Raw genomic sequence first — 25587 nt, forward strand, 5'->3', positions numbered from 1 at the left:
CGCGGCAGCGGCGGCAGCCAAGACGTCAGACGTTGAAGCCGAGGGCGCGGAGCTGCTCGCGGCCGTCGTCGGTGATCTTGTCCGGGCCCCACGGCGGCATCCAGACCCAGTTGATGCGCAGGTCCTGGACGAGGCCGTCGGTGGCGGACTTGGCCTGGTCCTCGATGACGTCCGTCAGCGGGCAGGCCGCCGAGGTGAGGGTCATGTCGATGGTGGCCACGTCGGACTCGTCGATGTGGACGCCGTAGATCAGGCCGAGGTTGACGACGTCGATGCCCAGTTCGGGGTCGACGACGTCCATCAGGGCCTCGGTCAGGTCCTCGACGGAGACGGTGCCGGCGCTGGTGCCGACCGGGCCGGAGGCGGCCGTCTCCTCCGCGGGGGAGGTGGTTTCGTCGCTCATGTGGTGTCCTCAGTCGGTGACGGCGGGGTGCTCGGCGAGGGCCTTGGCGGTGGCGTCCTTCCAGGCCATCCAGCTGAGCAGGGCGCACTTGACCCGGGCCGGGTACTTGGAGACGCCGGCGAACGCGACGGCGTCCTCCAGCACCTCCTCGTCGCCCTCGGCCTGGCCCTTGCTCTGCATCAGCTCCAGGAAGGCCTCCTGGACCGCCTGCGCCTCGCCCACGGTCTTGCCGACGACCAGGTCGTTCAGCACCGAGGCGCTGGCCTGGCTGATCGAACAGCCCTGGGACTCGTAGGAGACGTCCGCGACGGTGGCTCCGTCGAGCTTCACCCGCAGGGTGATCTCGTCGCCGCACGTCGGGTTGACGTGGTGCACCTCGGCGTCACCGTCGCGCAGCCCCTTGCCGTGCGGGTTGCGGTAGTGGTCCAGGATGATGTCCTGGTACATCGAGTCGAGCTTCATGGTCGCGTTGCCCCGTCCCGTCAGCCGAAGAAGTTCCGGACGTGGTGCAGGCCGTCGATCAGCGCGTCCACCTCACCCGGCGTCGAGTACAGGTAGAACGACGCCCGCGTGGTCGCCGGAATTCCGTACCGCAGGCAGACCGGCCGCGCGCAGTGGTGGCCAACGCGCACCGCGATGCCCTGCTCGTCGAGCACCTGGCCCACGTCGTGCGGGTGGATGTCACCCAGCGTGAACGAGATCGCCGCGCCGCGGTCGACGGCCGTGCGCGGGCCGATGATCCGCAGGTCCGGGACCTCCAGCAGCCGCTCGACCGCGTACGCGGTGATGGCGTGCTCGTGGGCGGCGATCCGCTCCATGCCGATGCCGGACAGGTAGTCGACGGCCGCGCCGAGCCCGACCGCCTGGGCGATCGGCGGGGTGCCGGCCTCGAACTTGTGCGGCGCCGGGGCGTAGGTGGACGAGCCCATGGTGACGGTCTCGATCATCTCGCCGCCGCCGAGGAACGGCGGGAGGTCCTCCAGCAGCTCCTGGCGGCCCCAGAGCACGCCGATGCCGGTCGGGGCCAGCATCTTGTGGCCGGTGAAGGCGACGAAGTCGGCCTCCAGCGCCTGGACGTCCAGCACCATGTGCGGCGCGGCCTGCGAGGCGTCGATCACGACCAGCGCGCCGACGTCCTGCGCCTTGCGCACGATCGCCTCGACCGGGTTGACGGTGCCGAGCAGGTTGGAGACCAGGGTGAAGGAGACCACCTTGGTCTTCTCGGTGATCAGCTCGTCGATGTTGGAGAGGTCGAGCCGGCCCTCGTCGGTCAGCCCGAACCACTTCAGCTTCGCGCCGGTGCGCTGCGAGAGCAGCTGCCACGGGACGATGTTGGAGTGGTGCTCCATCTCCGTGATGACGATCTCGGACTCGGCGTCCACCCGGTACGGCTCGTCCGCCCAGGTCAGCATGTTGGCGACCAGGTTGAGCGACTCGGAGGCGTTCTTGGTGAAGACCACCTCGTCGCGGCTCGGCGCGTTGACGAACGCCGCGACCTTGTCCCGGGCGCCCTCGTACAGCGCCGTGGCCTCCTCGGCGAGCACGTGCACGCCGCGGTGGACGTTGGCGTTGTGCCGCTCGTAGTAGGCGTTCAGCGCGTCGAGCACCTGGCGGGGCTTCTGCGAGGTGGCCGCGTTGTCCAGGTAGACCAGCGGCTTGTCGTCGTGCAGCAGACGCTGGAGGACCGGGAAGTCCTTGCGGATCGCGTCGGTGTCGAGCAGGCCCGGCAGGACCGCCGACTCGTGCGTATGGGTCACTCGGACGCGCCACCCTTCACATAGGCCTCGTAGCCCTCCTCCTCCAGCTTGTCGGCCAGCTCGGCGCCGCCGGACTCGACGATGCGGCCGCCCGCGAAGACGTGGACCTGGTCGGGCTTGATGTACCGCAGGATGCGGGTGTAGTGGGTGACCAGGAGGGTGCCCACCTCACCGGTCGAACGAACGCGGTTGATGCCCTCGGAGACGACCCGCAGCGCGTCGACGTCCAGGCCGGAGTCGGTCTCGTCGAGGATCGCGATCTTCGGCTTGAGCAGCTCCAGCTGGAGGATCTCGTGGCGCTTCTTCTCGCCGCCGGAGAAGCCCTCGTTGACGTTGCGCTCGGCGAAGGCCGGGTCCATCTGGAGGGCGGCCATCGCCTCCTTGACCTCCTTCACCCACAGGCGCAGCTTGGGGGCCTCGCCGCGGACCGCGGTGGCGGCGGTGCGCAGGAAGTTGGAGACCGAGACACCGGGGACCTCGACCGGGTACTGCATGGCCAGGAAGACGCCGGCCCGGGCGCGCTCGTCGACGGACATCTCCAGGACGTCCTCGCCGTCCAGCAGGACGGTCCCGCCGGTGACGGTGTACTTGGGGTGGCCGGCGAGCGAGTAGGCCAGGGTGGACTTGCCGGAGCCGTTCGGACCCATGATGGCGTGGGTCTCGCCCTGCTTCACGGTCAGGTCGACGCCCTTCAGGATCTCCCGCGGGCCGTTCTCGGCCTCGACGGAGACGTGCAGGTCGCGGATTTCAAGGGTAGCCATGTGTACTCAGGACTCCTGGTTGACGGAGACGAGCACATCGTCCCCTTCGATCTTTACGGGGTAGACAGCGACCGGCTTGGTGGCGGGCAGGCCGGAGGGCTTGCCGGTGCGCAGGTCGAAGCTGGAGCCGTGCAGCCAGCACTCGATCATGCAGTCCTCGACCTCGCCCTCGGAGAGCGAGACGTTCGCGTGCGAGCAGATGTCGTTGATCGCGAACACCCCCTCGTCGGTGCGGACGACAGCGACCGGGACGCCGTTGAGGTCGACGCGCTTGGGCACGTCCTCAGCCAGTTCGCTCAGCGCGCAGGCGCGAAGGAAGCTCATGGGGGTCAGACCGCCGCTTCCAGCTCGGCCTCGATCTTCTCCATGAGCTGGTCCTGGATCTCGGCGACGCCGATCTGCTGGACCAGCTCGGCGAAGAAGCCGCGCACCACCAGGCGGCGGGCCTCGTCGGCCGGGATGCCGCGGGACTGCAGGTAGAAGAGCTGCTCGTCGTCGAAGCGGCCGGTGGCGGAGGCGTGGCCGGCGCCGACGATCTCGCCGGTCTCGATCTCCAGGTTCGGCACGGAGTCGACCCGGGCACCGTCGGTGAGCACCAGGTTGCGGTTGTGCTCGTAGGTGTCGGTGCCCTCGGCGGCGGCGCGGATCAGCACGTCGCCGATCCACACGGCGTGCGCGTCCTGGCCCTGCAGCGCGCCCTTGTAGACGACGTTGGAGCGGCAGTGCGGGGTGTCGTGGTCGATGACCAGCCGGTGCTCCAGGTGCTGGCCGGCGTCGGCGAAGTAGAGGCCGAACAGCTCGGCCTCGCCGCCGGGCGCGGCGTAGTTCACCCGCGGGTGGAGGCGGACCACATCGCCGCCGAAGGTGACGACGACGGACTTCAGCGAGGCGTCGCGGCCGATCAGCGCGGTCTGCTGGGCGGCGTGCACCGCGTCGCGGTCCCAGTCCTGGACGGAGACGAAGGTGAGCTTGGCACCGTCGCCGAGCAGCAGCTCGACGTTGGCGGCCCGGGTGCCGGTGCCGGTGTGGCCCAGCACCACGACGGCCTCGGCGAACGGCTTGACGTCGATGACGACGTGGGCGAAGCGGGTGCCGCCCTCGCCGTGCACGTCGATCCGCACCGGCTCGGTGAGCACCGTCTCCTTGGGGACGGTGACCACGAGCGCCTGCTCGAAGGCGCTGAACGCCTGCGCGGCGACCCGGTCGACCGGCTTGCCGGCCTTGCCGAGGCGGGCGTCGTCACGGCCGACGGTCTCGGCGGTGACGCCCTCGGGCAGGCTCAGCTCGACCTTGTCCTCGCCCTTCTCGGCCTCGACGGCGGTCCCGTCGTGCAGGCCGCCGAGGCGGTGCAGCGGCGTGAACCGCCAGTCCTCCTCGCGGCCGGTGGGCACCGGGAAGTCCGCGACGTCGAAGGACGGCTCGACCGCGACGCGGGCGTCGATCGGCTGCCGGACGCTGTCCCGGCCGGTTCCGGGGCCGGCCAGCTGGGCGCCGGCGCCGGCGGTGCCGACCTCGATCGAACCGGCGGTGGTGGAGCCGGTGGTGTTCCCGGTGACATTCAAAGGCGTGTCAGCCATGGCTGTTCGTTGTGCTCTCTTCCTCAAAAACGTTCGATGGACGGGCGGGGCGGTCGGCGGGTCAGCCGACGGACCCCTCCATCTGCAGCTCGATCAGCCGGTTCAGCTCCAGCGCGTACTCCATCGGCAGCTCGCGCGCGATGGGCTCGACGAAGCCGCGGACGATCATCGCCATGGCCTCGAACTCGGTCATGCCGCGGCTCATCAGGTAGAAGAGCTGGTCCTCGCTGACCTTGGAGACGGTGGCCTCGTGGCCCATGGACACGTCGTCCTCGCGGACGTCCACGTACGGGTAGGTGTCCGAGCGCGAGATCGTGTCGACCAGCAGCGCGTCGCAGAGCACGTTGGACTTGGCGCCCTTGGAGCCCTCGCCGATCTCGATCAGACCGCGGTACGAGGTGCGGCCGCCGCCCCGGGCCACCGACTTGGAGACGATGTTGGAGGAGGTGTTCGGCGCCATGTGGACCATCTTGGCGCCGGCGTCCTGGTGCTGACCCTCGCCGGCGAAGGCGATGGACAGGGTCTCGCCCTTGGCGTGCTCGCCCATCAGGTAGACGGCCGGGTACTTCATGGTGACCTTGGAGCCGATGTTGCCGTCGATCCACTCCATGGTCGCGCCCTCGTACGCCACGGCGCGCTTGGTGACCAGGTTGTAGACGTTGTTCGACCAGTTCTGGATGGTCGTGTAGCGGCAGCGGCCGCCCTTCTTGACGATGATCTCCACGACCGCCGAGTGCAGCGAGTCGGAGGAGTAGATCGGCGCGGTGCAGCCCTCGACGTAGTGGACGTAGGCGTCCTCGTCGACGATGATCAGCGTCCGCTCGAACTGGCCCATGTTCTCGGTGTTGATCCGGAAGTAGGCCTGGAGCGGGATGTCGACGTGCACGCCCTTCGGCACGTAGATGAAGGAGCCGCCGGACCAGACCGCCGTGTTCAGCGCGGCGAACTTGTTGTCACCGGCCGGGATGACGGTGCCGAAGTACTCCTTGAAGATCTCCGGGTGCTCGCGCAGCGCGGTGTCGGTGTCCAGGAAGATGACGCCCTGCTCCTCCAGGTCCTCGCGGATCTGGTGGTAGACGACCTCGGACTCGTACTGGGCGGCGACGCCGGCGACCAGGCGCTGCTTCTCCGCCTCCGGGATGCCGAGCTTGTCGTACGTCGCCTTGATGTCCGCCGGCAGGTCCTCCCAGGACTCGGCCTGCTTCTCGGTGGAGCGGACGAAGTACTTGATGTTGTCGAAGTCGATGCCGGACAGGTCGGAGCCCCAGGTCGGCATGGGCTTCTTCCCGAACAGCTTGAGGCCCTTGAGACGCAGGTTCAGCATCCACTCGGACTCGTTCTTCTTGGCCGAGATGTCGCGGACGACGTCCTCGTTCAGTCCGCGCTTGGCGGCGGCGCCGGCCACGTCCGAGTCGGCCCAGCCGTACTCGTAAGTGCCCAGGCCTTCGAGCTCGGGGTGCGAAACGGTGTCAGTCATGCGGGCTTCCTAACGCGCGGACGCTGAATCTTCGGTGGACGTACCGGCAGTCGGCGCGGCACCGGTGTCCCGGCCCGCGGCGGTGCGCAGGGCGGGCGACGATGCGGCACCGGGTGCCGGCACATAGGTGGTGCAGACCCCGTCGCCGTGGGCGATGGTGGCCAGCCGTTGCACATGGGTGCCCAGCAGCTGGGAGAAGACCTCGGTCTCCGCCTCGCAGAGCTGCGGGAACTGCTCGGCGATGTGCGCGACCGGGCAGTGGTGCTGGCAGAGCTGGGCGCCCGCCGGGGCCTTCGCCGCGGCCGACGGGACCCTCCGCACCGTGGCAGCGTACCCGTCGGCACTCAGCGCCTGGGCCAGTGCCTCGGTGCGCTCCGCCGCCCCGGTGGTGCGCAGGGCCTCCAGGTACTTCTCCGCCTGCCGGCCGAACCGGGCCCGGGCGAAGGCGGCGACCGCCTCCTCGCCGGCCTTGCCGCCGCCGACCGAGTCGGAGATCCAGCGCAGGGCGTCGGCGGCGAGCTGGTCGTACTCCTGGTAGAAGGCGTCCCGGCCGGCGTCGGTGAGGGCGAAGACCTTGGCCGGGCGGCCCCGGCCGCGGCTGCCGTAGACCTTCTGCTCCCGGGACTCGACCAGGCCGGCGGCGGTCAGGCCGTCCAGGTGACGGCGGACGGCGGCGGCGGTGAGGCCGAGCCGGCTCGCCAGGTCGGCGGCGGAGGAGGGGCCGTGGTCCAGGATGGAGCGGGCGACCCGGTCGCGGGTGGCGCGGTGGCCGTCCAGCAGCACCTCGGCCGCCGTCGCGGGCACGGCGCAGCCGGGGGCCGACTCGGCCTCCTGCTGCGTGGGGTGCTCGCGCATGTTTTTCACAACACCAGTGTTGCGTAATTACTTCCGCCGGGACAAGCCGTGATCCAGGCCTCACCCGTGTCATCTGTCACGCAGGTAAGCCTTACCTGACCTGCGGATGAAGTGATCAAGCCCAGTGTGCAAACGGCCTGTTGGGGCCTCTTAGACTCACCCGTATGCAATCCGAACCCGCGGTCCAGATCACCGGGCTGGTCAAGCGCTACGGGGACAAGCCCGCGGTGGACGGTCTCGACCTCAGCATCGCGCGCGGCACCGTCACGGCCGTCCTCGGCCCCAACGGCGCCGGGAAGACCACCACCATCGAGACCTGCGAGGGCTACCGCCGCCCCGACGCCGGCACGGTGCGCGTGCTCGGCCTGGACCCGGTCGCCCAGGGCGCCGGGCTGCGCCCCAGGATCGGTGTGATGCTGCAGTCCGGCGGCGTCTACGCGGGGGCCCGCGCCGTCGAGATGCTGCGGCACACCGCCAGACTGCACGCCCACCCGCTGGACGTAGACGCGCTGGTCGAGCGGCTCGGCCTCGGCTCCTGCGGCCGCACCACCTACCGCCGGCTCTCCGGCGGACAGCAGCAGCGGCTCGCCCTGGCGATGGCCGTGGTCGGCCGCCCCGAGCTGGTCTTCCTGGACGAGCCGACCGCGGGCCTGGACCCGCAGGCCCGCCGCGCCACCTGGGAGCTGGTCCGCGACCTGCGCCGGGACGGCGTCACCGTGGTGGTCACCACCCACCACATGGAGGAGGCCGAGCAGCTCGCCGACCGGGTCGCGATCGTCGACCGCGGCCGGGTGATCACCGAGGGCACCCCGGAGGAGCTCTGCCGCGGCGGCGCCGAGTCCACGGTGCGCTTCGACGGCCCGCCCGGCCTCGACCTCGCCACCCTGCTCAAGGAGCTGCCCGAGGGCGCCACCGCCGCCGAGACCACGCCGGGCGGCTACCGCATCGAGGCACCGGTCGACCCGCAGCTGCTGGCCACCGTCACCGCCTGGTGCGCGGCCGGCGGGGTGCTGCCCGAACGGCTCGCGGTGCAGCGCCGCAGCCTCGAAGACGTCTTCCTCGACCTGACCGGACGGGACCTGCGTTCATGACCACCACCGACTACGCCCCGAAGCCCGGTGCCGCGCCGGTCGGCCGGATGCTGCTCGCGCAGACCGCGTTCGAGACCCGGATGCTGCTGCGCAACGGCGAGCAGCTGCTGCTCACCGTGGTCATCCCGACGGTGCTGCTGGTGCTGTTCTCCGCCGTCGACATCGTCGCCGTCGAGGGGCCGGGCAAGCGGGTCGACTTCCTCGCCCCGGGGCTGCTCGCGCTCGCGGTGATGTCCACCGCGTTCACCGGCCAGGCCATCGCCACCGGCTTCGAGCGCCGCTACGGCGTGCTCAAGCGGCTGGGCGCCAGCCCGCTCCCCCGCTGGGCGCTGCTCACCGCGAAGACCGGCTGCGTCCTGGTCACCGAGGCGCTCCAGGTGGCGCTGCTGTCGGTGATCGCGCTGGCGCTCGGCTGGTCCCCGCAGGGCAACCCGCTCACCGTTGCCGCCCTCCTCGTCCTCGGCACCGCCGCCTTCTCCGGCCTCGGCCTGCTGATGGCCGGCACCCTGCGCGCCGAGGCCACCCTGGCCGCCGCCAACCTGGTCTTCATCCTGCTGCTGCTGGCCGGCGGGGTGATCGTCCCGCTCTCGAAGTTCCCCGGCGCCGTCCAGTCCGCCCTGGAGCTCCTCCCGATCGCCGCCCTCTCCGACGGTCTGCGCGCCGTCCTGCAGACCGGCGCCGGCACCCCCTGGGCCGACCTGGGCATCCTCGCCGTGTGGGCGGTCGCCGCCCTCGCCGCCGCCGCGCGCTTCTTCCGCTGGGAGTAGCCGCACCCGACGGCGACGGCCCCCGGCTCGGTGGATGAGCCGGGGGCCGTCGCCGTTGTGGCCGGGTGCTCCGGGTCAGCCCTCGGTGCCGTCGGTGCGACGGCGGCGGGCGAGCAGGAGGAGGGCGCCGCCGAGCACGACCACGCCGCCGCCGACGGCGGCGATGACCGGGGTGGCGTCGCTGCTACCGGTCTGGGCGAGCGCCGGGGCGACCGGGGTCTGGGTCGGCGTCGGGGTCGGCGTGGGCGTCGCCGTGCGGCTGGGGGTGGGGGTGGGCGTCGCCGTACGGGTCGGGGTGGGCGTCGGGGTCGGCGTCGCCGTACGGGTGGGCGTGGGGGTCGGGGTCGGCGTCGGGGTGAGCGTCGGCGTCGGCGTCGGCGTGGGAGTCGGCGTCGGCGTCGGGGTGGGCGTGGGGGTCGGCGTCGGCGTCGGGGTGGGAGTCGGCGTCGGCGTCGGGGTGGGCGTCGGGGTCGCGCAGACCGGGATCGTCCTGGTCTCGGTCTTGTTCCAGTCGTTGTTCTTGGGGTCCTCGGTGGTGGTCACCACGAGGGTGGCGCTGACCGGCTCGTTGTGCGCCTTCACCGGAAAGGTCTGGTGGAACTCCTTGCCGAACACCTGCTGGTCGAGCAGCTTCTCGCCGCCGACGGTCAGGCTGACGGCGTTCTTGATGTTCGCATCGGGGCTGTAGTTCGTCAGGTCGATCACGACCTTGTCGCAGGTCACCTGCCAGGTCGGCACGTGGGCCGAGGCGCTGGTCGCCAGCACCACCGGCAGCAGGGCCGCGGCCGCCGCCGTTCCCGCGATCGCCGCGCCGGTTCCGATCACTGTCTGCCGCCGCTGTCGCGCCATCTCGTTTGTCCCCTCCGAACGGTCTTGTGCAGCAGGCGCGTTGAGTGGAACAGCGGTGGCCCGCTACGACTGTCCGGGGGACTCTACCGGCACCCCCGTACCCCTCCACACCCCGCTGCGCGGCCGGAATTCCTCTATCCGTCCGCACCCGCATGTGCATCGGCAGCCCATCACACCCGCTGCCTCGGACGACACCGCTTCGGCCAACTTGAAATGAACTCTGTCACAGTGGCCGAAAAGCGCGACCCCCGGTGATCGTTCGCGATCACCGGGGGTGCCTGATCGGGCAGTTCGGACCGTTATCGGTCCGACGTCGCCCCGTGGCGGACTCAGACCTGGCCGGCCGCCTTGCGCCGACGCGCGACCAGGACCAGCGCGCCACCGGCGGCGATGACCACCGCGCCGCCGATCGCCAGCGGCACGACCGGGCCGGAACCGGTGTGGGCGAGGTCGCCGCCGGCGTTGGCCTGGGCCGACGGGCCGGCCGAGGCGCCCGCCACGACCGCCGCGCCGGACGCGGAGGCCGACGGGCTCGCCGAGGCGCCCGCGGACGGCTTGGCCGTACCCGACGCGGACGGGCTGCCCGAAACGCCCGGCGTCACGGACGGACCGGGGGTGCCCGGGGTGGCCGGCGGGGTGCTCGGCGTCCCGGTGGTGCCCGGGGTGGCCGGCGTCGACGGTGTGGTGGTGGCGGACGGCGTACCGGTCGGCACCACCACCGGCGGCGTGGTGGCCGGGGTGGTCGGCGGCGTGGTGGGCGGCACGGTGCCCGGCAGGCAGCCGGTGAAGGGGTAGTGGTGCGTCTCCGCACCGCCCTTGCCGGTCAGCGACTTGACGATGACCGAGCCGTTCACCGGGGCGGCCGAGCCGAGGTCGAACGCGGCGTTCGGCGCCAGCACGGTGCCGGACCAGGCGGCCTGGCTGCTCTTGACCACCTTGGTGGCGGTCGGGAAGTTCCAGAGCAGCTTGGAGCGGATGGCACCGCCGTGCGCGCTCTGCAGCTTGTCGTCCAGGACGTAGGCCTTCTTGCCCTCGTCCCACAGGTGGAAGCCGGTGGTCTTCGCGGCGGCCTGGTCGTACGACGAGCCGGTCACGGTGACCACGGTGACCGCGCCGGCCGGCACCTTCACGTAGATGTCGGTGGCGCCCTGAAGGGTGGCGGCGGGGACCGTGAAGCTGTTGAACTTCGCGTCGCCGCTGGTGAGGTAGAGCTCCTTGCCCTTGGCCTCGACCGTGGCGCCGGCGGTCTGCGGCAGCCCCGCCAGCGTGGTGGCGACGGAGCGGGCCTTGGCGAACTCGGCGGCGAAGTCGATCGGCGAGGCGCCCTGGGCGATGCTGCCCTGGTGGGCCTGGAGCACATCGGCCTCGGTCTTCGCGCCGTAGACGCCGTTGCCCTTCATCACCTGGGTGTTGTGCCCGGTCAGCTTGCCCGCCACGACCAGGGCGTTTCCGCCGGGCAGCGCCTTGACCTGGTCGGCGGTCAGTTCCTGGCCGACCGAGAAGCCGCCGGTGAAGTCGGCGTTGCCGCCGACCGCCACCGCACCCTCGGCGTCCGGCGTATGGGTGTCGTCGCCCTCGACGAACTCACCGTAGAGGTTGGCGACCCCGAGGCTCAGGCACTGGTTCGGGTCGGCTGCGTGGGCGGTGGCCGGGGCTACGAGCCCGGCCAGTACGAGTGATCCACCGAGCGCGAGCGCTGCGGCGGGGACGGATATGCGCATGTGCAGGATCTCCGCTTACGTGCGGGGGGTGGGAGGGGTCCACCTGAAAAAGGTATGGACCAACCCGCACTCTTTCGGCCAAATGGGTGAATGGTCAAGACCAATGACCGCGTTGCCCGAACAGTCCTTTTTGCGCCCTCTTTGCATCCAGTGGGTTTACCTCTAAGTCGACATGGGAAAGCTCCGTCGCTCAGTCGGAGCGACGGCGTCCGCCCCGCGCCAAGATCGCCTGTAAGGCCGCATACCATGGACGCCGTGCCTAACACCACCCCCTTCTCCCTGCTCGCCGAGCGCTGGCAGCCCTCCGCCGCCGTGGTCAAGCGCGCCGCGTTCGCCGCGCTGGTGATGAGCGTGGTGATCGTCGTCACCGGCGGTGCCGTCCGCCTCACCGCCTCCGGCCTCGGCTGCACCACCTGGCCGCGCTGCACCGACGAGAGCCTCACGCCGACCGCCGAGATGGGCTTCCACGGCGTCATCGAGTTCGCCAACCGGATGCTCACCTACGTACTGAGCGCCGCCGTCGGCTGGGCGATCCTCGCCGCCCGCTGCTCCCGGCCCTGGCGGCGCGGCCTGTCCAAGCTCGGCTGGGCCCAGTTCTGGCTCGTGATGAGCAACGCCGTGCTCGGCGGCATCACCGTGCTGACCGGCCTCAACCCCTACACGGTGGCGCTGCACCTGATCGCCGCGATGGCCCTGGTCTGGGTCGCGACCCTGATGTGGGAGCGCAGCAAGGAGGGCGACGGCCCGGCCCGCCCGCTGGTGGCCGAGCCGATCAGGAGGCTCAGCTACGTGCTGGTCGGCGCGATCGGCCTGCTGGTGGCCGCCGGCACCCTGGTCACCGGCGCCGGCCACCACCCCGGCACGCCCCGGGACAACAAGATGGTCCCGCGCATCCCGCTGGACTACGACCGCCTCGCCCAGGCCCACGCCGACCTGGCCTTCGTCTCGATCGGCCTCTCGATCGCGGTGATCTTCGTCTTCGCCGCCGTCAAGGCCCCGCCGGCCGCCAAGGCCCGGGCCCGCGAGCTGCTGGTCGGCCTGCTGCTCCAGGGCGTGATCGGCTTCGTCCAGTACTTCACCGACGTCCCCGAGCTCCTGGTCGGCCTCCACATGCTCGGCGCCACGCTGATCTGGATCGCCGCCCTGCGCATCCCCCTCGCCCTGCGCACCCGCGAGGACGCGGAGGCAAGCGCCGAGGCCCCCGCCCCCCGGGCGCCCCAGCCCGCCACGGCCTGACAAGAAGATCTCGGAAGCGACTCTGGCCCCACCTCCCAAGCGGTGGGGCCAGAGTCGCTACTGCTACTGCTGCGGCCGGCGGCGGCAGCCTGCTCAGTCCGCTCGCAGAATCCGCGACACGTAGATCCGCGGCGGCTCCTGCCCTTCGTCCACCGCGTACTCCATCAGTCCCAGATCCCGGCGCAGAGGCGCCGAGTGCATGCCCGGCCGTCCCGGGACCGGCATGCTCAGGTGGGGGAAGGGGTTCTCGCGCAGCTCGACGATCAACGCCACGACGGCCGAGAAGACGTCCGCCGGCGTGCCCGGGTCGCCGAGAAGCTCCTCGACGGCCGGGGAAAGGGTGATCGGGTCGTCGTCCGGGAACTCGGTGCAGTCGCTCACTGCGCCCCGAGACGGCGCAGGACTGCGGACGCGGGCGTACCAGGGGCGGCACCGGCCTGGACGGCGGCGTGAATGCGGTCGCCCTCCGGGTCTTGGTACAGCTCCGCGCGCAGCCACCAGCGCTTCAGCACGCCGCCGATCGTCTCGACGTCGGCTTCGCCCATTTCCCGGTAGAACTCCATCCGCTGCGCCGGGGGCAACGCGGCGGCGACGCCGTCCTGGGTTCGCGGGACGGGTTGCCGGCCGTCGTGGTGACCGTGCAGGGGCGCTGCGCTCATCGTTCCTCCGAAGGGTCTCGTGCGGGCGGGACTGATACCAGTCTCCCCTCCCGGAACCGGAGGGGTCAGCCGCCGAGTTGGATGCCGGCCATCCGCTTCCACTCGTACTCGCCGGTCTTCACGCGCAGGCCGAGCTCGCCCTCGAAGTCGTCGTGCAGGGTGATCCCGGCCAGCTCGGCGGCCCGGCGGCCCACCGCGAAGCTGGGCGCGACCTGGTCGCCCCAGGTGCCGTCGGCGCCGACCACCACGATCCGGGTGGCGACCGCGCCGACGTACTCCACGACGCCGTCGGCACTGCCGCCGTGCTGCTCGGCGAAGGCGGTGAGGTTCTTGGCGATGCGCTTGGCACGGCGCTCGGCGCGGGCGTCCGGCGCGGCGGGGGTGGCGGTCTCTGCGCTGCTCATGCCCGCATGCTACCCAGCGGTAGGGGTACTGGCGACGGGAGCGCCGTGTGCACCGGGCCACATACTGAGGGGGTGACCTTCGACGGCTGGCCGGCCGAGGCCCTCGACTTCTACGAGCACCTCGAAGCCGACAACTCCAAGACCTTCTGGCAGTCCCACAAGGACCGGTACGAGCACGCCGTACGGGAGCCCATGGAGCTGCTGCTCGCCGAGCTGGAACCCGAGTTCGGGCCGGGAAAGATCTTCCGCCCCAACCGCGACGTCCGGTTCAGCGCCGACAAGTCCCCGTACAAGACCCACATCGGCGCCCACCTGCGGGCCGGCGGCTACGTCCAGCTCTCCGCCGACGGCCTGGCCTGTGGCAACGGGCTGTACCAGCTCGCCGCCGACCAACTGGAGCGCTACCGCGCCGCGGTCGCCGAGGACGTCTCCGGCGCCGAACTGGAGCGGGTGGTCGCCCGGGTCCGCAAGGCCGGGCCCGAGGTGGTCGGCCGGGACTCCCTGAAGTCCGCCCCGCGCGGCTACCCCAAGGACCACCCGCGGATCGCCCTGCTCCGCCACAAGGGGCTGATCGCGTGGCAGGAGTGGGCCCCGGAGCCCTGGCTGGGCACCCGGGCCGCCTACGACCGGATCACCGGATTCCTGCGGGCCTCCCAGCCCCTCAAGGACTGGCTGGACGGCCACGTCGGCCCCTCCGAACTCCCGTCCCGCTGAGCGCCCGGAAAGGCCGGGCACCCGGAAGAGGAGGAAGGCCCCGGTCGGATCGACCGGGGCCTTCTCTTCAGCACATCTCTTCAGCGCGTCACTTCAGCGCGTCACTTCACGAACGGATCCACCGCGATCACCACGAACAGCAGCGTCAGGTAGGTGATCGACCAGTGGAACAGCCGCATCTCCTTGAGCTTGGCGCCCACCACCCCGGCCTTGGCCCGCCCGTACAGCGCGTGCGCCTCCTTGAGCCAGGCCGCGCCGAGCAGCACCGCCGACACCGGGTAGAGCCAGCTGGTCTCGGCCAGCGGCCACAGCAGCAGCGAGACCCCCACCATCACCCAGGAGTAGGCGACGATCTGCTTGGCGACCGCCAGGTTGCCCTTGATCACCGGCAGCATCGGCACCCCGGCCCGGGCGTAGTCCTCGCGGACCTTCATCGACAGCGGCCAGTAGTGCGGCGGCGTCCAGAAGAAGATCACCAGGAACAGCACCAGCGCCGACCAGGAGAGCGAGTTGGTGACGGCCGCCCAGCCGACGAAGACCGGCATGCAGCCGGCGATCCCGCCCCAGACGATGTTCTGCGCGGTGCGCCGCTTCAGCCCCAGCGTGTAGACGAACACGTAGAAGAGCAGGGCGCCGAGCGCCAGCGCCGAGGACAGCCAGTTGACCAGGACGCCCAGCCAGACCGTCGACAGCACGCCGAGCGCGATGCCGAACACCAGCGCCTCGCGCGGCGAGACCATGCCGGTGACGATCGGCCGGCGCTCGGTGCGGGACATCACCGCGTCGATGTCGCGGTCGATGTACATGTTGAGGGCGTTGGCGCCGCCCGCCGAGAGGTACCCGCCGAGGACCACCTTCAGCACCAGCAGCAGGTCCGGCACACCGCGTTCCGCGAGGAACATCACCGGCACCGTGGTGATCAGCAGCAGCTCGATGATCCGCGGTTTGGTCAGTGCGACGAAGGCGCCGACACGGGCCCCGAACGGCCGTTGCGCAGGCGTCGCCCCGGTGACCCCGGCGGGACGGGATTCGACGGCGGTCACTAACACCCCAACTGAAGATGAATCCTCACAGGCGGCCACCGGAACGTTGTCTCCCGAATCGTCCGCTCTGCGCGTACCACGCCACCTTAGACGCTCCATATCTCCCCACCGGCCCCGGGGTGCCCCGGCGAGGCGGAACGCACACCCCCGGGTGAACCCCCGCCGTCCCGACCTGGAACGTTGCCGTCGCGGCCCCCGCGGGGCCGCCGCTCCGCCCTGCCGCGGCCCGGAGAGGCGAACCGGACGGATCCGGGCGAGGGTGGACAAAGGGCCCGGCCGCCGCGGCGCACGGTCGTCCACGGACCGTCCGGGGAATGACGGCCAACATGCCTGAGTTGTCCCACCACGGAGGGTGAGCCCCGGCCCGGACGGTAGGCTCGCCCAAAGAAGCGGGATCTACCCTCCGTGACCGGCACCACCACAGCGTCCGGCCCCAGCGACGTGGCCGACCCGGTCCCTCACGGGGTCACTCTTCACCATGGAAGGAGCCCTGAGACAGGGTGAGCACGACGCCGAATGCATTCGAGTGGTCGGACCTCGACGAGCGGACCGTCGACACGGCCCGCGTCCTGGCGATGGACGCGGTACAGAAGGTCGGCAACGGGCACCCCGGGACCGCCATGTCCCTGGCCCCGGCCGCCTACCTGATCTTCCAGCGCTTCCTGCGCCACGACCCCACCGACCCCGCCTGGGTCGGCCGTGACCGGTTCGTCCTCTCCCCCGGTCACACCAGCCTGACGCTCTACACCCAGCTCTACTTCTCCGGCTACGGCCTGGAGCTCGACGACCTCAAGGCGTTCCGGGTGGCGGGCAGCCGCACCCCGGGCCACCCCGAGCACGGCCACACCGCCGGCGTCGAGACCACCACCGGCCCGCTCGGCCAGGGCATCGCCAACGCCGTGGGCATGGCGATGGCCGCCCGCTTCGAGCGCGGCCTGTTCGACCCGGACGCCCCGGCCGGCGAGTCGCCGTTCGACCACACCGTCTGGGCCGTCGTCTCCGACGGCGACCTGGAGGAGGGCATCTCCGCCGAGGCCTCCTCGCTGGCCGGCCACCAGAAGCTCGGCAACCTGGTCGCCCTGTACGACGACAACCACATCTCGATCGAGGGCGACACCGAGACCGCCTTCTCCGAGGACGTCCTCAAGCGCTACGAGGCGTACGGCTGGCACGTCCAGCGCGTCACGCCGAAGGCCAACGGCGACATCGACGTCGCCGCGCTCGCCGAGGCGCTGGCCGCCGCCAAGGCCGAGACCTCCCGCCCGTCGATGATCGCCATGCGCACGATCATCGCCTGGCCGGCCCCGGACGCCCAGAACACCGCCAAGGCCCACGGCTCCGCGCTCGGCGCCGCCGAGATCGCCGCCACCAAGAAGGTCCTGGGCTTCGACCCGGAGAAGACCTTCGAGGTCAGTGACCAGGTCATCGAACACGCCCGGCTGGTCGTCAAGCGCGGCAAGGCCGCCCGCGCCGAGTGGCAGCAGACCTTCGACGCCTGGCGCACCGCCAACCCGTCGCGGGCCGCCGAGTTCGACCGCATCGAGGCCGGCGAGCTGCCCGAGGGCTGGAAGAAGGCCGTCCCGGTCTTCGAGGCCGGCAAGGACGTCGCCACCCGCAAGGCCAGCGGCGAGACCCTCAAGGCCCTCGGCGCGGTGATCCCGGAGCTGTGGGGCGGCTCGGCCGACCTCGCCGAGTCCAACCTCACCACCATCGACGAGGACAGCTCCTTCCTCCCCGAGGGCAACCCGCTGAAGACGGCCGGCCCCTACGGCCGCACCATCCACTTCGGCATCCGCGAGCACGCCATGGGCTCCACCATGAACGGCATCGCGCTGCACGGGAGGACCCGCGTCTACGGCGGCACCTTCCTGGTCTTCGCCGACTACATGCGCCCGGCCGTCCGCCTGGCCGCCCTGATGAAGCTGCCGGTCACCTACGTGTGGACGCACGACTCCATCGGCCTCGGCGAGGACGGCCCGACCCACCAGCCGGTCGAGCACCTGGCCTCGCTGCGCGCCATCCCGGGCCTGTCCGTGGTCCGCCCGGCCGACGCCAACGAGACCGCCGTCGCCTGGCGCACGGTCGTCGAGCGGCAGACCACCCACCCCGGCCCGGTCGGCCTGGCGCTCACCCGCCAGAACGTCCCGACCTTCGACCGCGCGTCCTTCGGCAGCGCCGAGGGCACCGCGAAGGGCGGCTACGTCCTGGCCGAGGCCTCCACCGGCACCCCGCAGGTGATCCTGCTCGGCACCGGCTCCGAGGTCCAGCTGGCCGTCAAGGCCCGCGAGGTCCTGGAGGCCGAGGGCATCGCCACCCGGGTCGTCTCGCTGCCGTCCTTCGAGTGGTTCCAGGAGCAGGACCAGGCCTACCGCGACAGCGTGCTGCCGCCGTCGGTCAAGGCCCGCGTCTCGGTCGAGGCCGGCATCGCCCAGGGCTGGCGCGAGCTGGTCGGCGACCACGGCCGGATCGTCTCGCTGGAGCACTTCGGCGCCTCCGCCGACTACAAGGTGCTCTTCGAGGAGTTCGGCATCACCGCCGAGCGCGTGGTCGCCGAGGCCCACAACGCGCTGCGCTCGCTCGAGGCCGTCAACCGCTAGCGGCACCGGGCCGGGGCGCCGACCGCACACCGGCGCCCCGGCCCGCCCCCACACCACCCCACAGCACGAAGAAGTAAAGGGACGGAAGCACCATGACTGACGCACTGAAGCGCCTCAGCGACGAAGGCGTGGCGATCTGGCTGGACGACCTCAGCCGCAAGCGGCTGAACACCGGGAACCTCGCCGAGCTGGTGCAGCACAAGCACGTGGTGGGCGTGACCACCAACCCGACCATCTTCCAGAAGGCCATCGGCGGCGGCGACAGCTCCTACGACGGCCAGCTGCGCGACCTCGCCGTCCGCAAGGTCACCACCGACGAGGCCGTCCGCATGATCACCACCTCGGACGTGCGGGACGCCGCCGACGTGCTGCGCCCGGTCTACGACGCGTCCAACGGCCGCGACGGCCGGGTCTCCATCGAGGTCGACCCGCGGCTGGCCCACCAGACCGCCGCCACGGTGGCCGAGGCCAAGCAGCTGTGGTGGCTGGTCGACCGCCCGAACGTGTTCATCAAGATCCCCGCCACCAAGGCCGGCCTGCCCGCGATCGCCGAGGTCATCGGCAAGGGCATCAGCGTCAACGTCACGCTGATCTTCTCGCTGGAGCGCTACAAGGCGGTCATGGACGCCTACCTGACCGGCCTGGAGGCCGCCAAGGCCAAGGGCCTGGACCTCTCCCAGATCGAGTCGGTCGCCTCCTTCTTCGTCTCCCGCGTCGACACCGAGATCGACAAGCGCCTGGAGAAGATCGGCGGCGACGCCAAGGACCTCCGCTCCAAGGCCGCCCTGGCCAACGCCCGCCTCGCCTACCAGGCCTACGAGGAGGTCTTCGGCAGCGTCGACGGCAAGACCGCCGGCAGCGCCCGCTGGAAGGCCCTGGAGGCCGCCGGCGCCAAGCCGCAGCGCCCGCTCTGGGCGTCCACCGGCGTCAAGGACCCGGCCCTGCCGGACACCCTGTACGTCACCGAGCTGGTCGCGCCCGGCACCGTCAACACCATGCCCGAGGCCACCCTGGACGCCACCGACGACCACGGCGTGGTCACCGGCGCCACCATCGTCCCGAACTACGCCGACGCCAAGGCCGTGATGGACGCCATCGCCGCCGCCGGCGTGGACTACGACGACGTGGTCCAGGTGCTGGAGGACGAGGGCGTGGAGAAGTTCGAGCAGTCCTGGAAGGAGCTGCTCGACACCGTCACCGCCTCGCTCGCGTCGTTCGCCGGCGAGAAGTGACCCCCTGCTCACAGCGCACGAAAGCGGAGCCCATCAAGTGAGCACTGATTTCCCCGAGTTGGCACCGGATTCGGACGCGGACAACCTCCCGTCGGCCCCCGTCAACCCGCTTCGCGACCCCTCCGACCGGCGGCTCCCGCGCATCGCGGGGCCGTCCGGCCTGGTCATCTTCGGGGTCACCGGTGACCTGTCCCGCAAGAAGCTGATGCCGGCCATCTACGACCTGGCCAACCGCGGCCTGCTGCCGCCGGGGTTCTCGCTCGTCGGCTTCGCCCGCCGCGAGTGGAAGGACGAGGACTTCGCCCAGGAGGTCCACGACGCGGTCAAGGAGCACGCCCGCACCCCCTTCCGCGAGGAGGTGTGGCAGCAGCTCGCCAAGGGCATGCGCTTCGTCCACGGGACCTTCGACGACGACGACGCCTTCGACAAGCTCCGCGAGACCATCCAGGAGCTGGACAAGGCGCAGGGCACCGGCGGCAACTTCGCCTTCTACCTGTCCGTCCCGCCGAAGTTCTTCCCCACCGTCGTCCAGCAGCTCAAGAAGCACGGGCTGGCCGACCCCCCGAACGGCTCCTGGCGGCGCGCCGTCATCGAGAAGCCGTTCGGCCACGACCTGGAGTCCGCCCAGGAGCTGAACCGGATCGTCCACGAGGTCTTCCCCCGGGACGAGGTCTTCCGGATCGACCACTACCTGGGCAAGGAGACCGTCCAGAACATCCTGGCGCTCCGCTTCGCCAACCAGATGTTCGAGCCGATCTGGAACCGGTCGTACGTCGACCACGTGCAGATCACCATGGCCGAGGACATCGGGATCGGCGGCCGGGCCGGCTACTACGACGGCATCGGCTCGGCCCGTGACGTCATCCAGAACCACCTGCTCCAGCTGATGGCGCTCACCGCCATCGAGGAGCCGGCGTCCTTCCACCCGAAGGCGCTGGTGGCCGAGAAGCTCAAGGTGCTCAGCGCCGTCAAGCTCCCGGCCGACCTCGGCCGGCACACCGTGCGCGGCCAGTACACGGCCGGCTGGCAGGGCGGCGAGGAGGTCGGCGGCTACCTCGACGAGGACGGCATCAACCCGGACTCCAAGACCGACACCTACGCGGCCATCAAGCTGGAGATCAACAACCGCCGCTGGGCGGGTGTGCCGTTCTACCTGCGCACCGGCAAGCGGCTGGGCCGCCGGGTCACCGAGATCGCGGTGGTCTTCCAGCGCGCCCCGTACCTGCCGTTCGACTCCTACGCCACCGAGGAGCTGGGGCAGAACGCCCTGGTCATCCGGGTGCAGCCGGACGAGGGCGTCACCGTGCGGTTCGGCTCCAAGGTGCCGGGCACCTCCTTCGAGGTCCGGGACGTCACGATGGACTTCGCCTACGGCGAGTCCTTCACCGAGTCCTCCCCGGAGGCGTACGAGCGGCTCATCCTCGACGTGCTGCTCGGCGACGCCAACCTCTTCCCCCGTCACCAGGAGGTCGAGCTCTCCTGGCAGATCCTCGACCCGATCGAGAAGTACTGGGACACCCACGGCAAGCCCGCCGAGTACCCGGCCGGCACCTGGGGCCCGGCCGAGGCGGACGAGATGCTCGCACGAGACGGCAGGAGCTGGCGCCGGCCATGAAGATCGACCTCACGAACACCACGTCCAGCAAGATCAACGCGGCGCTCATGGAGGCCCGCAGGGGCAGCGGCGCCACCGCCGCCGGCATGGTGCTCACCCTGGTGATCGTGACCGACGAGGGCAGCGCCTACGACGCCCTCAAGGCGGCCAACGACGCCTCCCGCGAGCACCCCTCGCGCACTTTGGCGGTCATCAAGCGCGCCGGGCGCTCGCCCCGGGCCCGCGCCGAGACCCGCCTGGACGCCGAGGTCCTGGTCGGCTCCGACGCCGGCTCCGGCGAGACGGTCGTCCTGCGGATGCACGGCGAACTCGCCGCGCACGCCCAGTCGGTCGTCCTGCCGCTGCTGCTGCCGGACGCCCCGGTGGTGGTCTGGTGGCCGGACAACGCGCCGCTGCACCCGGCGCAGGACCCGCTGGGCGCGCTCGCCCAGCGCCGGATCACCGACGCGGTCACCGCCGAGTCCCCGGTCGGCCAGCTCGCCCAGCGGGCCCAGAGCTACACCCCGGGCGACACCGATCTGGCCTGGACCCGGGTCACCGGCTGGCGCTCGATGCTGGCCGCCGCGCTGGACCAGCGGCCGTCGACGATCACCTCCGCGGTGGTCGAGGGCGAGTCGTACAACCCCAGCGTCGAGCTGCTCGGCCTGTGGCTGCACACCCGGCTGCACGTGCCGGTCGAGCGGGTCGTCACCAACGGTCCGGGCATCACCGCGGTGCACCTGCGCACCAAGGAGGGGGACATCACCCTCGACCGCCCGGACGGCCTGATGGGCACGCTCTCCATGCCCGGCTCGCCGGACCGCCAGGTGGCGCTCAAGCGGCGCGAGACCTCGGAGCTGATCGCCGAGGAGCTGCGCCGGCTCGACCCGGACGACATCTACGCGGCCGCCGTGCGCACGCCGGTGGACCGGCTCAAGGAGCCGGACAACGCCGGGCAGGCGGCGAACGGGACGGCCGCCGAGGACGGCGAGCAGGCCACCGAGCCGGTCGCCGAGCAGGTAGCCGAGCCGGCTCCCGCCGCCAGGAAGGCCGCCGCCAAGCGCGGCGCCAGGAAGGCGGACGCATGACCGCGGCCACCCCCCAGCTGGTCGTCCACCGGGACAAGGAGCTGATGGCCCAGGCGGCCGCGGCCCGGCTGATCACCCGGATCGTGGACGCCCAGGCCGCCCGCGGCACCGCCTCGGTGGTGCTCACCGGCGGACGCAACGGCAACGCCCTGCTGGCCGCGATCGCCGCCTCGCCGGCGCGCGACGCGGTCGACTGGGCGCGGCTGGACCTCTGGTGGGGCGACGAGCGGTTCCTGCCCTCCGCCGACCCCGAGCGCAACGCCGTGCAGGCCCGCGCCGAGCTGCTGGACGCCGTCCCGCTCGACCCGGCGCGGGTGCACGAGATGCCCGCCTCGGACGGCGCCGACGGCTCGGACGTCGACGCCGCCGCGGCCCGCTACGCGCAGGAGCTGGCGGAGGCGGCCGGACCGGGCGACCGGACCGGCGTCCCGGCCTTCGACGTGCTGCTGCTCGGCGTCGGCCCGGACACCCATGTCGCCTCGCTCTTCCCGGAGCACCCCGGCGTGCGGGAGACCGAGCTGACGGTGATCGGCGTGCGCGGCGCGCCCAAGCCGCCGCCGACCCGGATCTCGCTCACCCTCCCGGCCATCCGCAGCGCCCGCGAGGTGTGGCTGCTGGCGGCCGGCGAGGACAAGGCGGGCGCGGTGGCGGTGGCCCTGTCCGGCCCGGGCGAGCTCCAGGCGCCCGCCTCCGGCGCGCACGGCACCGGCCGCACCCTGTGGCTGCTGGACCGCGCCGCGGCGTCCCGACTGCCGCCCCAGCTGTACCCCCCGGCCTCGGCCTGAGAAACGGTGAAGGGCGCCGTCCCCCGCGGGGGACGGCGCCCTTCACCGTTTCGCCTGTGCTCAGATCTCGCCGCGGAGCTTGGCCAGCGCCTCCGCGAGGATCGCCTCGCCGTCGGCGTCGGTGCGCCGCTCGCGGACGTACGCGAGGTGGGTCTTGTACGGCTCGTTGCGGGACGGCGCGGGCGGGTTGTGCTCGTCCTGGCCGGCCGGGAAGCCACAACGCGGACAGTCCCAGGTCTCCGGGATCACCGCTTCGGCCGCGAAGCTCGGCCGGGTCTCGTGCTTGTTCGCGCACCAGAAGGAGATCCGGTTGCGGGGGGCGGATTCGCCGCGCTCCGCCTCGCCCATCGGGCCGGCTCCGACCCTGCTGCCACGGATGGCGTTGCCACTTGCCACGGTCTGACTCCCTGCGTGCTGGTGCGCCGACGCGCGCGACGCGCGTCGGTGGCGAAAGTCGTCCTAGTGTAAGCAGGAGTTAAGCATGCGCCACCCACCGGCTCCGCCCCGGACCTTTCCAGGATAGGCCGCGGGGCGACGGGGCGTCAGAGGTATGTCATCCCTTGTACTTCATGACCAGACCGAGCACCACGAGGGACGCGAACCAGCCGAGGCCGACCACGACCGTGATGCGGTCCAGGTTGCGCTCGGCGACCGCCGAACCGCCACCGGTGGACATCGCGCCGCCACCGAACATGTCCGACAGGCCGCCGCCCTTCCCCTTGTGCAGCAGCACCAGGAGGATCATCAGCAGGCTGAAGACGATCAGGGCAATCGAGAACCCGAGAACCACGACGGGACCAACTCTCTCGTATCTTCGGCGAAGGGGCCGGACCACGTCGGGTGGTCCGGCCCCAAAGCCTACGTTGCTGCGGCGGCGTTAGCCTACTGCCTGCTCACGGTACCGCACGATCTTGACGAACTCGTCGGCGTCCAGCGAGGCTCCGCCGATCAGGCCGCCGTCGATGTCCGGCTTGGCCATCAGGCCGGCCGCGCTCGACGACTTCACCGAACCGCCGTAGAGCACCCGGACCTTGCCGGCCAGCTCGGCGCCGTACAGCTCGGCGATCCGCGCGCGGATCGCGGCGCAGACCTCCTGGGCGTCCTCGGGGGTCGCCACCTCGCCGGTGCCGATCGCCCAGACCGGCTCGTAGGCGACCACGATGGACTCGGCCTGCTCGGCCGGGACGTCCTGCAGCGCGCCGTCGAGCTGGGCCAGCGTGTGCTCGACGTGGGTGCCGGCCTTGCGGACCTCCAGCGGCTCGCCGATGCACAGGATCGGGGTGATCCCGCTGCGGTAGGCGGCCTTGACCTTGGCGTTGACGATCTCCTCGTTCTCGCCGTGGTACTGGCGGCGCTCCGAGTGGCCGATCACCGCGTAGGCGCACTTCAGCTTGGCCAGCATCGGGCCGGAGACCTCGCCGGTGTAGGCGCCGCCGTCGTGCTGCGAGATGTCCTGCGAGCCGTACTTGATCTTCAGCTTGTCGCCGTCGACCAGGGTCTGCACCGAGCGGAGGTCGGTGAAGGGCACCAGGACGGCCACCTCGACCGCCTGGTAGTCCTTGTCGGCCAGCGCGAAGGCCAGCTTCTGGGTGTGCTGGATGGCCTCAAGGTGGTTGAGGTTCATCTTCCAGTTGCCCGCCATCAGCGGGAGACGCTCAGTCATGCGTGATTCAGCCTTCCAGGGCGGTGAGACCGGGGAGCCGCTTGCCCTCCAGGTACTCCAGGCTCGCGCCACCGCCGGTCGAGATGTGCCCGAACTTCGTCTCGTCGAAGCCCAGGGTGCGGACGGCCGCGGCGGAGTCGCCGCCACCGACCACGGAGAACGCGTCACTGTCGAGCAGGCCCTGCGCCACGGCCGCGGTGCCGCCGGCGAAGTCCGGGTGCTCGAAGACGCCCATCGGGCCGTTCCAGAACACCGTCTTCGCGTCGGCCAGCTTCTCGGCGAACAGCTTGCGGCTCTCCGGGCCGATGTCCAGGCCCAGCTGGTCGGCCGGGATCGCGTCCACGGCGACGACCGAGTGGGCCGTGGGGGCCTTGGCCTTGAGGTCCGGGAAGCCCCCGGAGACCACGACGTCCGTCGGCAGGACGAACTCGACGCCCCGCTCCTTCGCCTCCGCCAGGTAGCCCTGGACGGTCGGGATCTGGTCCTCCTGCAGCAGCGAGGTGCCGACCTCGTGGCCCTGGGCCTTGAGGAAGGTGAAGACCATGCCGCCGCCGATCAGGATCCGGTCGGCCTTCTCCAGCAGGTTCTCGATCACGCCGACCTTGTCGGAGACCTTGGAGCCGCCGAGCACCACCACGTACGGGCGCTCGACGTCCTCCGTGAGGCGCTTGAGCACGCCCACCTCGGTGGCGATCAGGTCGCCGGCCGCGTGCGGCAGCAGCGCCGGCAGGTCGAACACCGAGGCGTGCTTGCGGTGCACCGCGCCGAAGCCGTCGCCCACGTAGAGGTCGGCCAGCGCGGCCAGCTCACCGGCGAAGGCCGCGCGCTCGGCGTCGTCCTTGCTGGTCTCACCCGCGTTGAAGCGCAGGTTCTCGAGCAGCGTGACCTCGCCGTCGGCCAGGGCGGCGACGGTGGCCTTCGCGCTCTCGCCCACGGTGTCGGTCGCGAAGGCGACCGGCCTGCCGAGGATCTCGCCGAGGCGGACGGCCACCGGCGCGAGGGAGAACTGCGGGTCCGGCGCGCCCTTGGGGCGGCCGAGGTGGGAGGCGACGACGACCTTCGCGCCGCGCTCGACGAGCTTGGCGATGGTCGGGGCGACGGCACGGATCCGGCCGTCGTCGGTGATCGTGCCGTCGGACAGCGGAACGTTGAGGTCCGCGCGGACGAACACGCGCCTACCGGCGACGTCCAGATCTTCGATGGTCTTCACGGTCTTCGGTCTCCTGGCGAGATGGTGGAGCAGGGGACGGCACAACGTTGTGCCGTCCATGGGGAGTTGAGGGTGCGCAGACGGAGGGCCCGGTCGGCTTCGCA

General features: G+C 71.3%; 27 protein-coding genes. 9 read left to right on the top strand and 18 right to left on the bottom strand.

Annotation, left to right across the window (positions count from 1 at the left end):
- Positions 1 to 25: 25 nt before the first annotated feature.
- From ACFZBX_RS13865 to ACFZBX_RS13900, 8 genes are all read right to left on the bottom strand, one after another.
- Entirely contained in the window at positions 26 to 403 is a 378-nt protein-coding gene (locus tag ACFZBX_RS13865) for a metal-sulfur cluster assembly factor (protein ID WP_391533820.1), read from the bottom strand.
- A 9-nt stretch (positions 404 to 412) separates the two neighbouring features.
- A complete protein-coding gene (sufU, locus tag ACFZBX_RS13870) occupies positions 413 to 865 on the bottom strand; it encodes a Fe-S cluster assembly sulfur transfer protein SufU (RefSeq protein ID WP_344324910.1) in 453 nt (150 codons plus the stop codon).
- Positions 866 to 885: 20 nt separating this feature from the next.
- Positions 886 to 2133 (bottom strand): cysteine desulfurase, encoded by a 1248-nt coding sequence (locus ACFZBX_RS13875; RefSeq protein WP_380763922.1) that lies wholly within the window; start codon positions 2131 to 2133, stop codon positions 886 to 888.
- A 23-nt stretch (positions 2134 to 2156) separates the two neighbouring features.
- Positions 2157 to 2921, bottom strand: a complete 765-nt coding sequence (gene sufC / locus ACFZBX_RS13880; RefSeq protein WP_380763917.1) for a Fe-S cluster assembly ATPase SufC — start codon at positions 2919 to 2921, stop codon at positions 2157 to 2159.
- 6 nt (positions 2922 to 2927) lie between these two features.
- The gene (locus ACFZBX_RS13885) at positions 2928 to 3245 is read right to left on the bottom strand and encodes a bifunctional 3-phenylpropionate/cinnamic acid dioxygenase ferredoxin subunit (protein WP_344324904.1); all 318 of its coding nucleotides are present in this window, start codon (positions 3243 to 3245) and stop codon (positions 2928 to 2930) included.
- Positions 3246 to 3250: 5 nt separating this feature from the next.
- Complete coding sequence (gene sufD, locus ACFZBX_RS13890; RefSeq protein WP_391533821.1) at positions 3251 to 4498, bottom strand: Fe-S cluster assembly protein SufD; 1248 nt, start codon at positions 4496 to 4498, stop codon at positions 3251 to 3253.
- Positions 4499 to 4559: 61 nt separating this feature from the next.
- The gene (gene sufB / locus ACFZBX_RS13895) at positions 4560 to 5975 is read right to left on the bottom strand and encodes a Fe-S cluster assembly protein SufB (protein WP_350552691.1); all 1416 of its coding nucleotides are present in this window, start codon (positions 5973 to 5975) and stop codon (positions 4560 to 4562) included.
- Positions 5976 to 5984: 9 nt separating this feature from the next.
- The gene (locus ACFZBX_RS13900; RefSeq protein WP_391533824.1) at positions 5985 to 6830 is read right to left on the bottom strand and encodes a helix-turn-helix transcriptional regulator; all 846 of its coding nucleotides are present in this window, start codon (positions 6828 to 6830) and stop codon (positions 5985 to 5987) included.
- 164 nt (positions 6831 to 6994) lie between these two features.
- Here ACFZBX_RS13900 and ACFZBX_RS13905 point away from each other — a divergent pair, with 164 nt between their 5' ends.
- Both ACFZBX_RS13905 and ACFZBX_RS13910 read left to right on the top strand, forming a co-directional pair.
- Positions 6995 to 7921, top strand: coding sequence for an ABC transporter ATP-binding protein (locus ACFZBX_RS13905; RefSeq protein WP_391533825.1), 927 nt, complete (start codon positions 6995 to 6997; stop codon positions 7919 to 7921).
- Positions 7918 to 8688 (top strand): ABC transporter permease, encoded by a 771-nt coding sequence (locus tag ACFZBX_RS13910; protein WP_391533826.1) that lies wholly within the window; start codon positions 7918 to 7920, stop codon positions 8686 to 8688. The genes ACFZBX_RS13905 and ACFZBX_RS13910 overlap by 4 nt, the downstream gene beginning before the upstream one ends.
- A gap of 75 nt (positions 8689 to 8763) precedes the next feature.
- On the opposite strand, the gene ACFZBX_RS13915 is transcribed toward ACFZBX_RS13910, so the two are convergent.
- Positions 8764 to 9537 carry an LAETG motif-containing sortase-dependent surface protein gene (locus ACFZBX_RS13915; protein WP_391533828.1) on the bottom strand — a complete coding sequence of 258 codons (774 nt, stop codon included), beginning with the start codon at positions 9535 to 9537 and terminating at the stop codon, positions 8764 to 8766.
- A gap of 329 nt (positions 9538 to 9866) precedes the next feature.
- Positions 9867 to 11258, bottom strand: a complete 1392-nt coding sequence (locus ACFZBX_RS13920; RefSeq protein ID WP_391533830.1) for a choice-of-anchor A family protein — start codon at positions 11256 to 11258, stop codon at positions 9867 to 9869.
- A gap of 246 nt (positions 11259 to 11504) precedes the next feature.
- Between ACFZBX_RS13920 and ACFZBX_RS13925 the strand changes: the two genes are divergently transcribed.
- Positions 11505 to 12494: a heme A synthase gene (locus ACFZBX_RS13925; RefSeq protein WP_391533832.1), complete on the top strand. Its 990-nt coding sequence runs from the start codon at positions 11505 to 11507 to the stop codon at positions 12492 to 12494.
- 93 nt (positions 12495 to 12587) lie between these two features.
- Here ACFZBX_RS13925 and ACFZBX_RS13930 read toward each other — a convergent pair whose 3' ends face one another.
- The 3 genes from ACFZBX_RS13930 to ACFZBX_RS13940 form a co-directional block, all read right to left on the bottom strand.
- Positions 12588 to 12875, bottom strand: a complete 288-nt coding sequence (locus tag ACFZBX_RS13930; RefSeq protein WP_391533833.1) for a hypothetical protein — start codon at positions 12873 to 12875, stop codon at positions 12588 to 12590.
- Entirely contained in the window at positions 12872 to 13153 is a 282-nt protein-coding gene (locus ACFZBX_RS13935; protein WP_391533834.1) for a hypothetical protein, read from the bottom strand. The genes ACFZBX_RS13930 and ACFZBX_RS13935 overlap by 4 nt, the downstream gene beginning before the upstream one ends.
- A 65-nt stretch (positions 13154 to 13218) precedes the next feature.
- The gene (locus ACFZBX_RS13940; protein ID WP_391533835.1) at positions 13219 to 13557 is read right to left on the bottom strand and encodes a hypothetical protein; all 339 of its coding nucleotides are present in this window, start codon (positions 13555 to 13557) and stop codon (positions 13219 to 13221) included.
- A 72-nt stretch (positions 13558 to 13629) separates the two neighbouring features.
- On the opposite strand from ACFZBX_RS13940, the gene ACFZBX_RS13945 reads away from it, so the two are divergent.
- Positions 13630 to 14271, top strand: a complete 642-nt coding sequence (locus ACFZBX_RS13945) for a DUF2461 domain-containing protein (protein ID WP_391533836.1) — start codon at positions 13630 to 13632, stop codon at positions 14269 to 14271.
- A gap of 101 nt (positions 14272 to 14372) precedes the next feature.
- Here ACFZBX_RS13945 and ACFZBX_RS13950 read toward each other — a convergent pair whose 3' ends face one another.
- A complete protein-coding gene (locus ACFZBX_RS13950; RefSeq protein ID WP_391533838.1) occupies positions 14373 to 15314 on the bottom strand; it encodes a heme o synthase in 942 nt (313 codons plus the stop codon).
- Positions 15315 to 15814: 500 nt separating this feature from the next.
- On the opposite strand from ACFZBX_RS13950, the gene tkt reads away from it, so the two are divergent.
- The 5 genes from tkt to pgl all read left to right on the top strand — a co-directional run bounded on the left by tkt (position 15815) and on the right by pgl (position 22610).
- Complete coding sequence (gene tkt, locus ACFZBX_RS13955; RefSeq protein ID WP_391533840.1) at positions 15815 to 17911, top strand: transketolase; 2097 nt, start codon at positions 15815 to 15817, stop codon at positions 17909 to 17911.
- Between the two features lie 92 nt (positions 17912 to 18003).
- Positions 18004 to 19143 (top strand): transaldolase, encoded by a 1140-nt coding sequence (gene tal, locus ACFZBX_RS13960; protein ID WP_391533841.1) that lies wholly within the window; start codon positions 18004 to 18006, stop codon positions 19141 to 19143.
- Positions 19144 to 19201: 58 nt separating this feature from the next.
- Positions 19202 to 20758 carry a glucose-6-phosphate dehydrogenase gene (zwf, locus tag ACFZBX_RS13965; RefSeq protein WP_391534082.1) on the top strand — a complete coding sequence of 519 codons (1557 nt, stop codon included), beginning with the start codon at positions 19202 to 19204 and terminating at the stop codon, positions 20756 to 20758.
- On the top strand, positions 20755 to 21825 hold the full coding sequence (opcA, locus tag ACFZBX_RS13970; protein WP_391533842.1) for a glucose-6-phosphate dehydrogenase assembly protein OpcA: 1071 nt from the start codon (positions 20755 to 20757) through the stop codon (positions 21823 to 21825). Before zwf ends, opcA begins: the two co-directional genes overlap by 4 nt.
- Entirely contained in the window at positions 21822 to 22610 is a 789-nt protein-coding gene (gene pgl / locus ACFZBX_RS13975; RefSeq protein WP_391533843.1) for a 6-phosphogluconolactonase, read from the top strand. The genes opcA and pgl overlap by 4 nt, the downstream gene beginning before the upstream one ends.
- Before the next feature lie 60 nt (positions 22611 to 22670).
- Here the strand turns inward: pgl and ACFZBX_RS13980 are convergent, their stop codons facing one another.
- The 4 genes from ACFZBX_RS13980 to ACFZBX_RS13995 form a co-directional block, all read right to left on the bottom strand.
- The gene (locus ACFZBX_RS13980; protein WP_243436955.1) at positions 22671 to 22958 is read right to left on the bottom strand and encodes an RNA polymerase-binding protein RbpA; all 288 of its coding nucleotides are present in this window, start codon (positions 22956 to 22958) and stop codon (positions 22671 to 22673) included.
- 205 nt (positions 22959 to 23163) lie between these two features.
- Positions 23164 to 23400 carry a preprotein translocase subunit SecG gene (secG, locus tag ACFZBX_RS13985; RefSeq protein WP_391533844.1) on the bottom strand — a complete coding sequence of 79 codons (237 nt, stop codon included), beginning with the start codon at positions 23398 to 23400 and terminating at the stop codon, positions 23164 to 23166.
- Between the two features lie 87 nt (positions 23401 to 23487).
- Positions 23488 to 24273, bottom strand: coding sequence for a triose-phosphate isomerase (gene tpiA / locus ACFZBX_RS13990; RefSeq protein ID WP_391533846.1), 786 nt, complete (start codon positions 24271 to 24273; stop codon positions 23488 to 23490).
- Between the two features lie 7 nt (positions 24274 to 24280).
- Positions 24281 to 25483: a phosphoglycerate kinase gene (locus ACFZBX_RS13995; RefSeq protein WP_391533848.1), complete on the bottom strand. Its 1203-nt coding sequence runs from the start codon at positions 25481 to 25483 to the stop codon at positions 24281 to 24283.
- Positions 25484 to 25587 lie beyond the last annotated feature (104 nt).

The organism is Kitasatospora sp. NPDC008115 (assembly GCF_042957205.1).
Lineage (GTDB): Bacteria > Actinomycetota > Actinomycetes > Streptomycetales > Streptomycetaceae > Kitasatospora.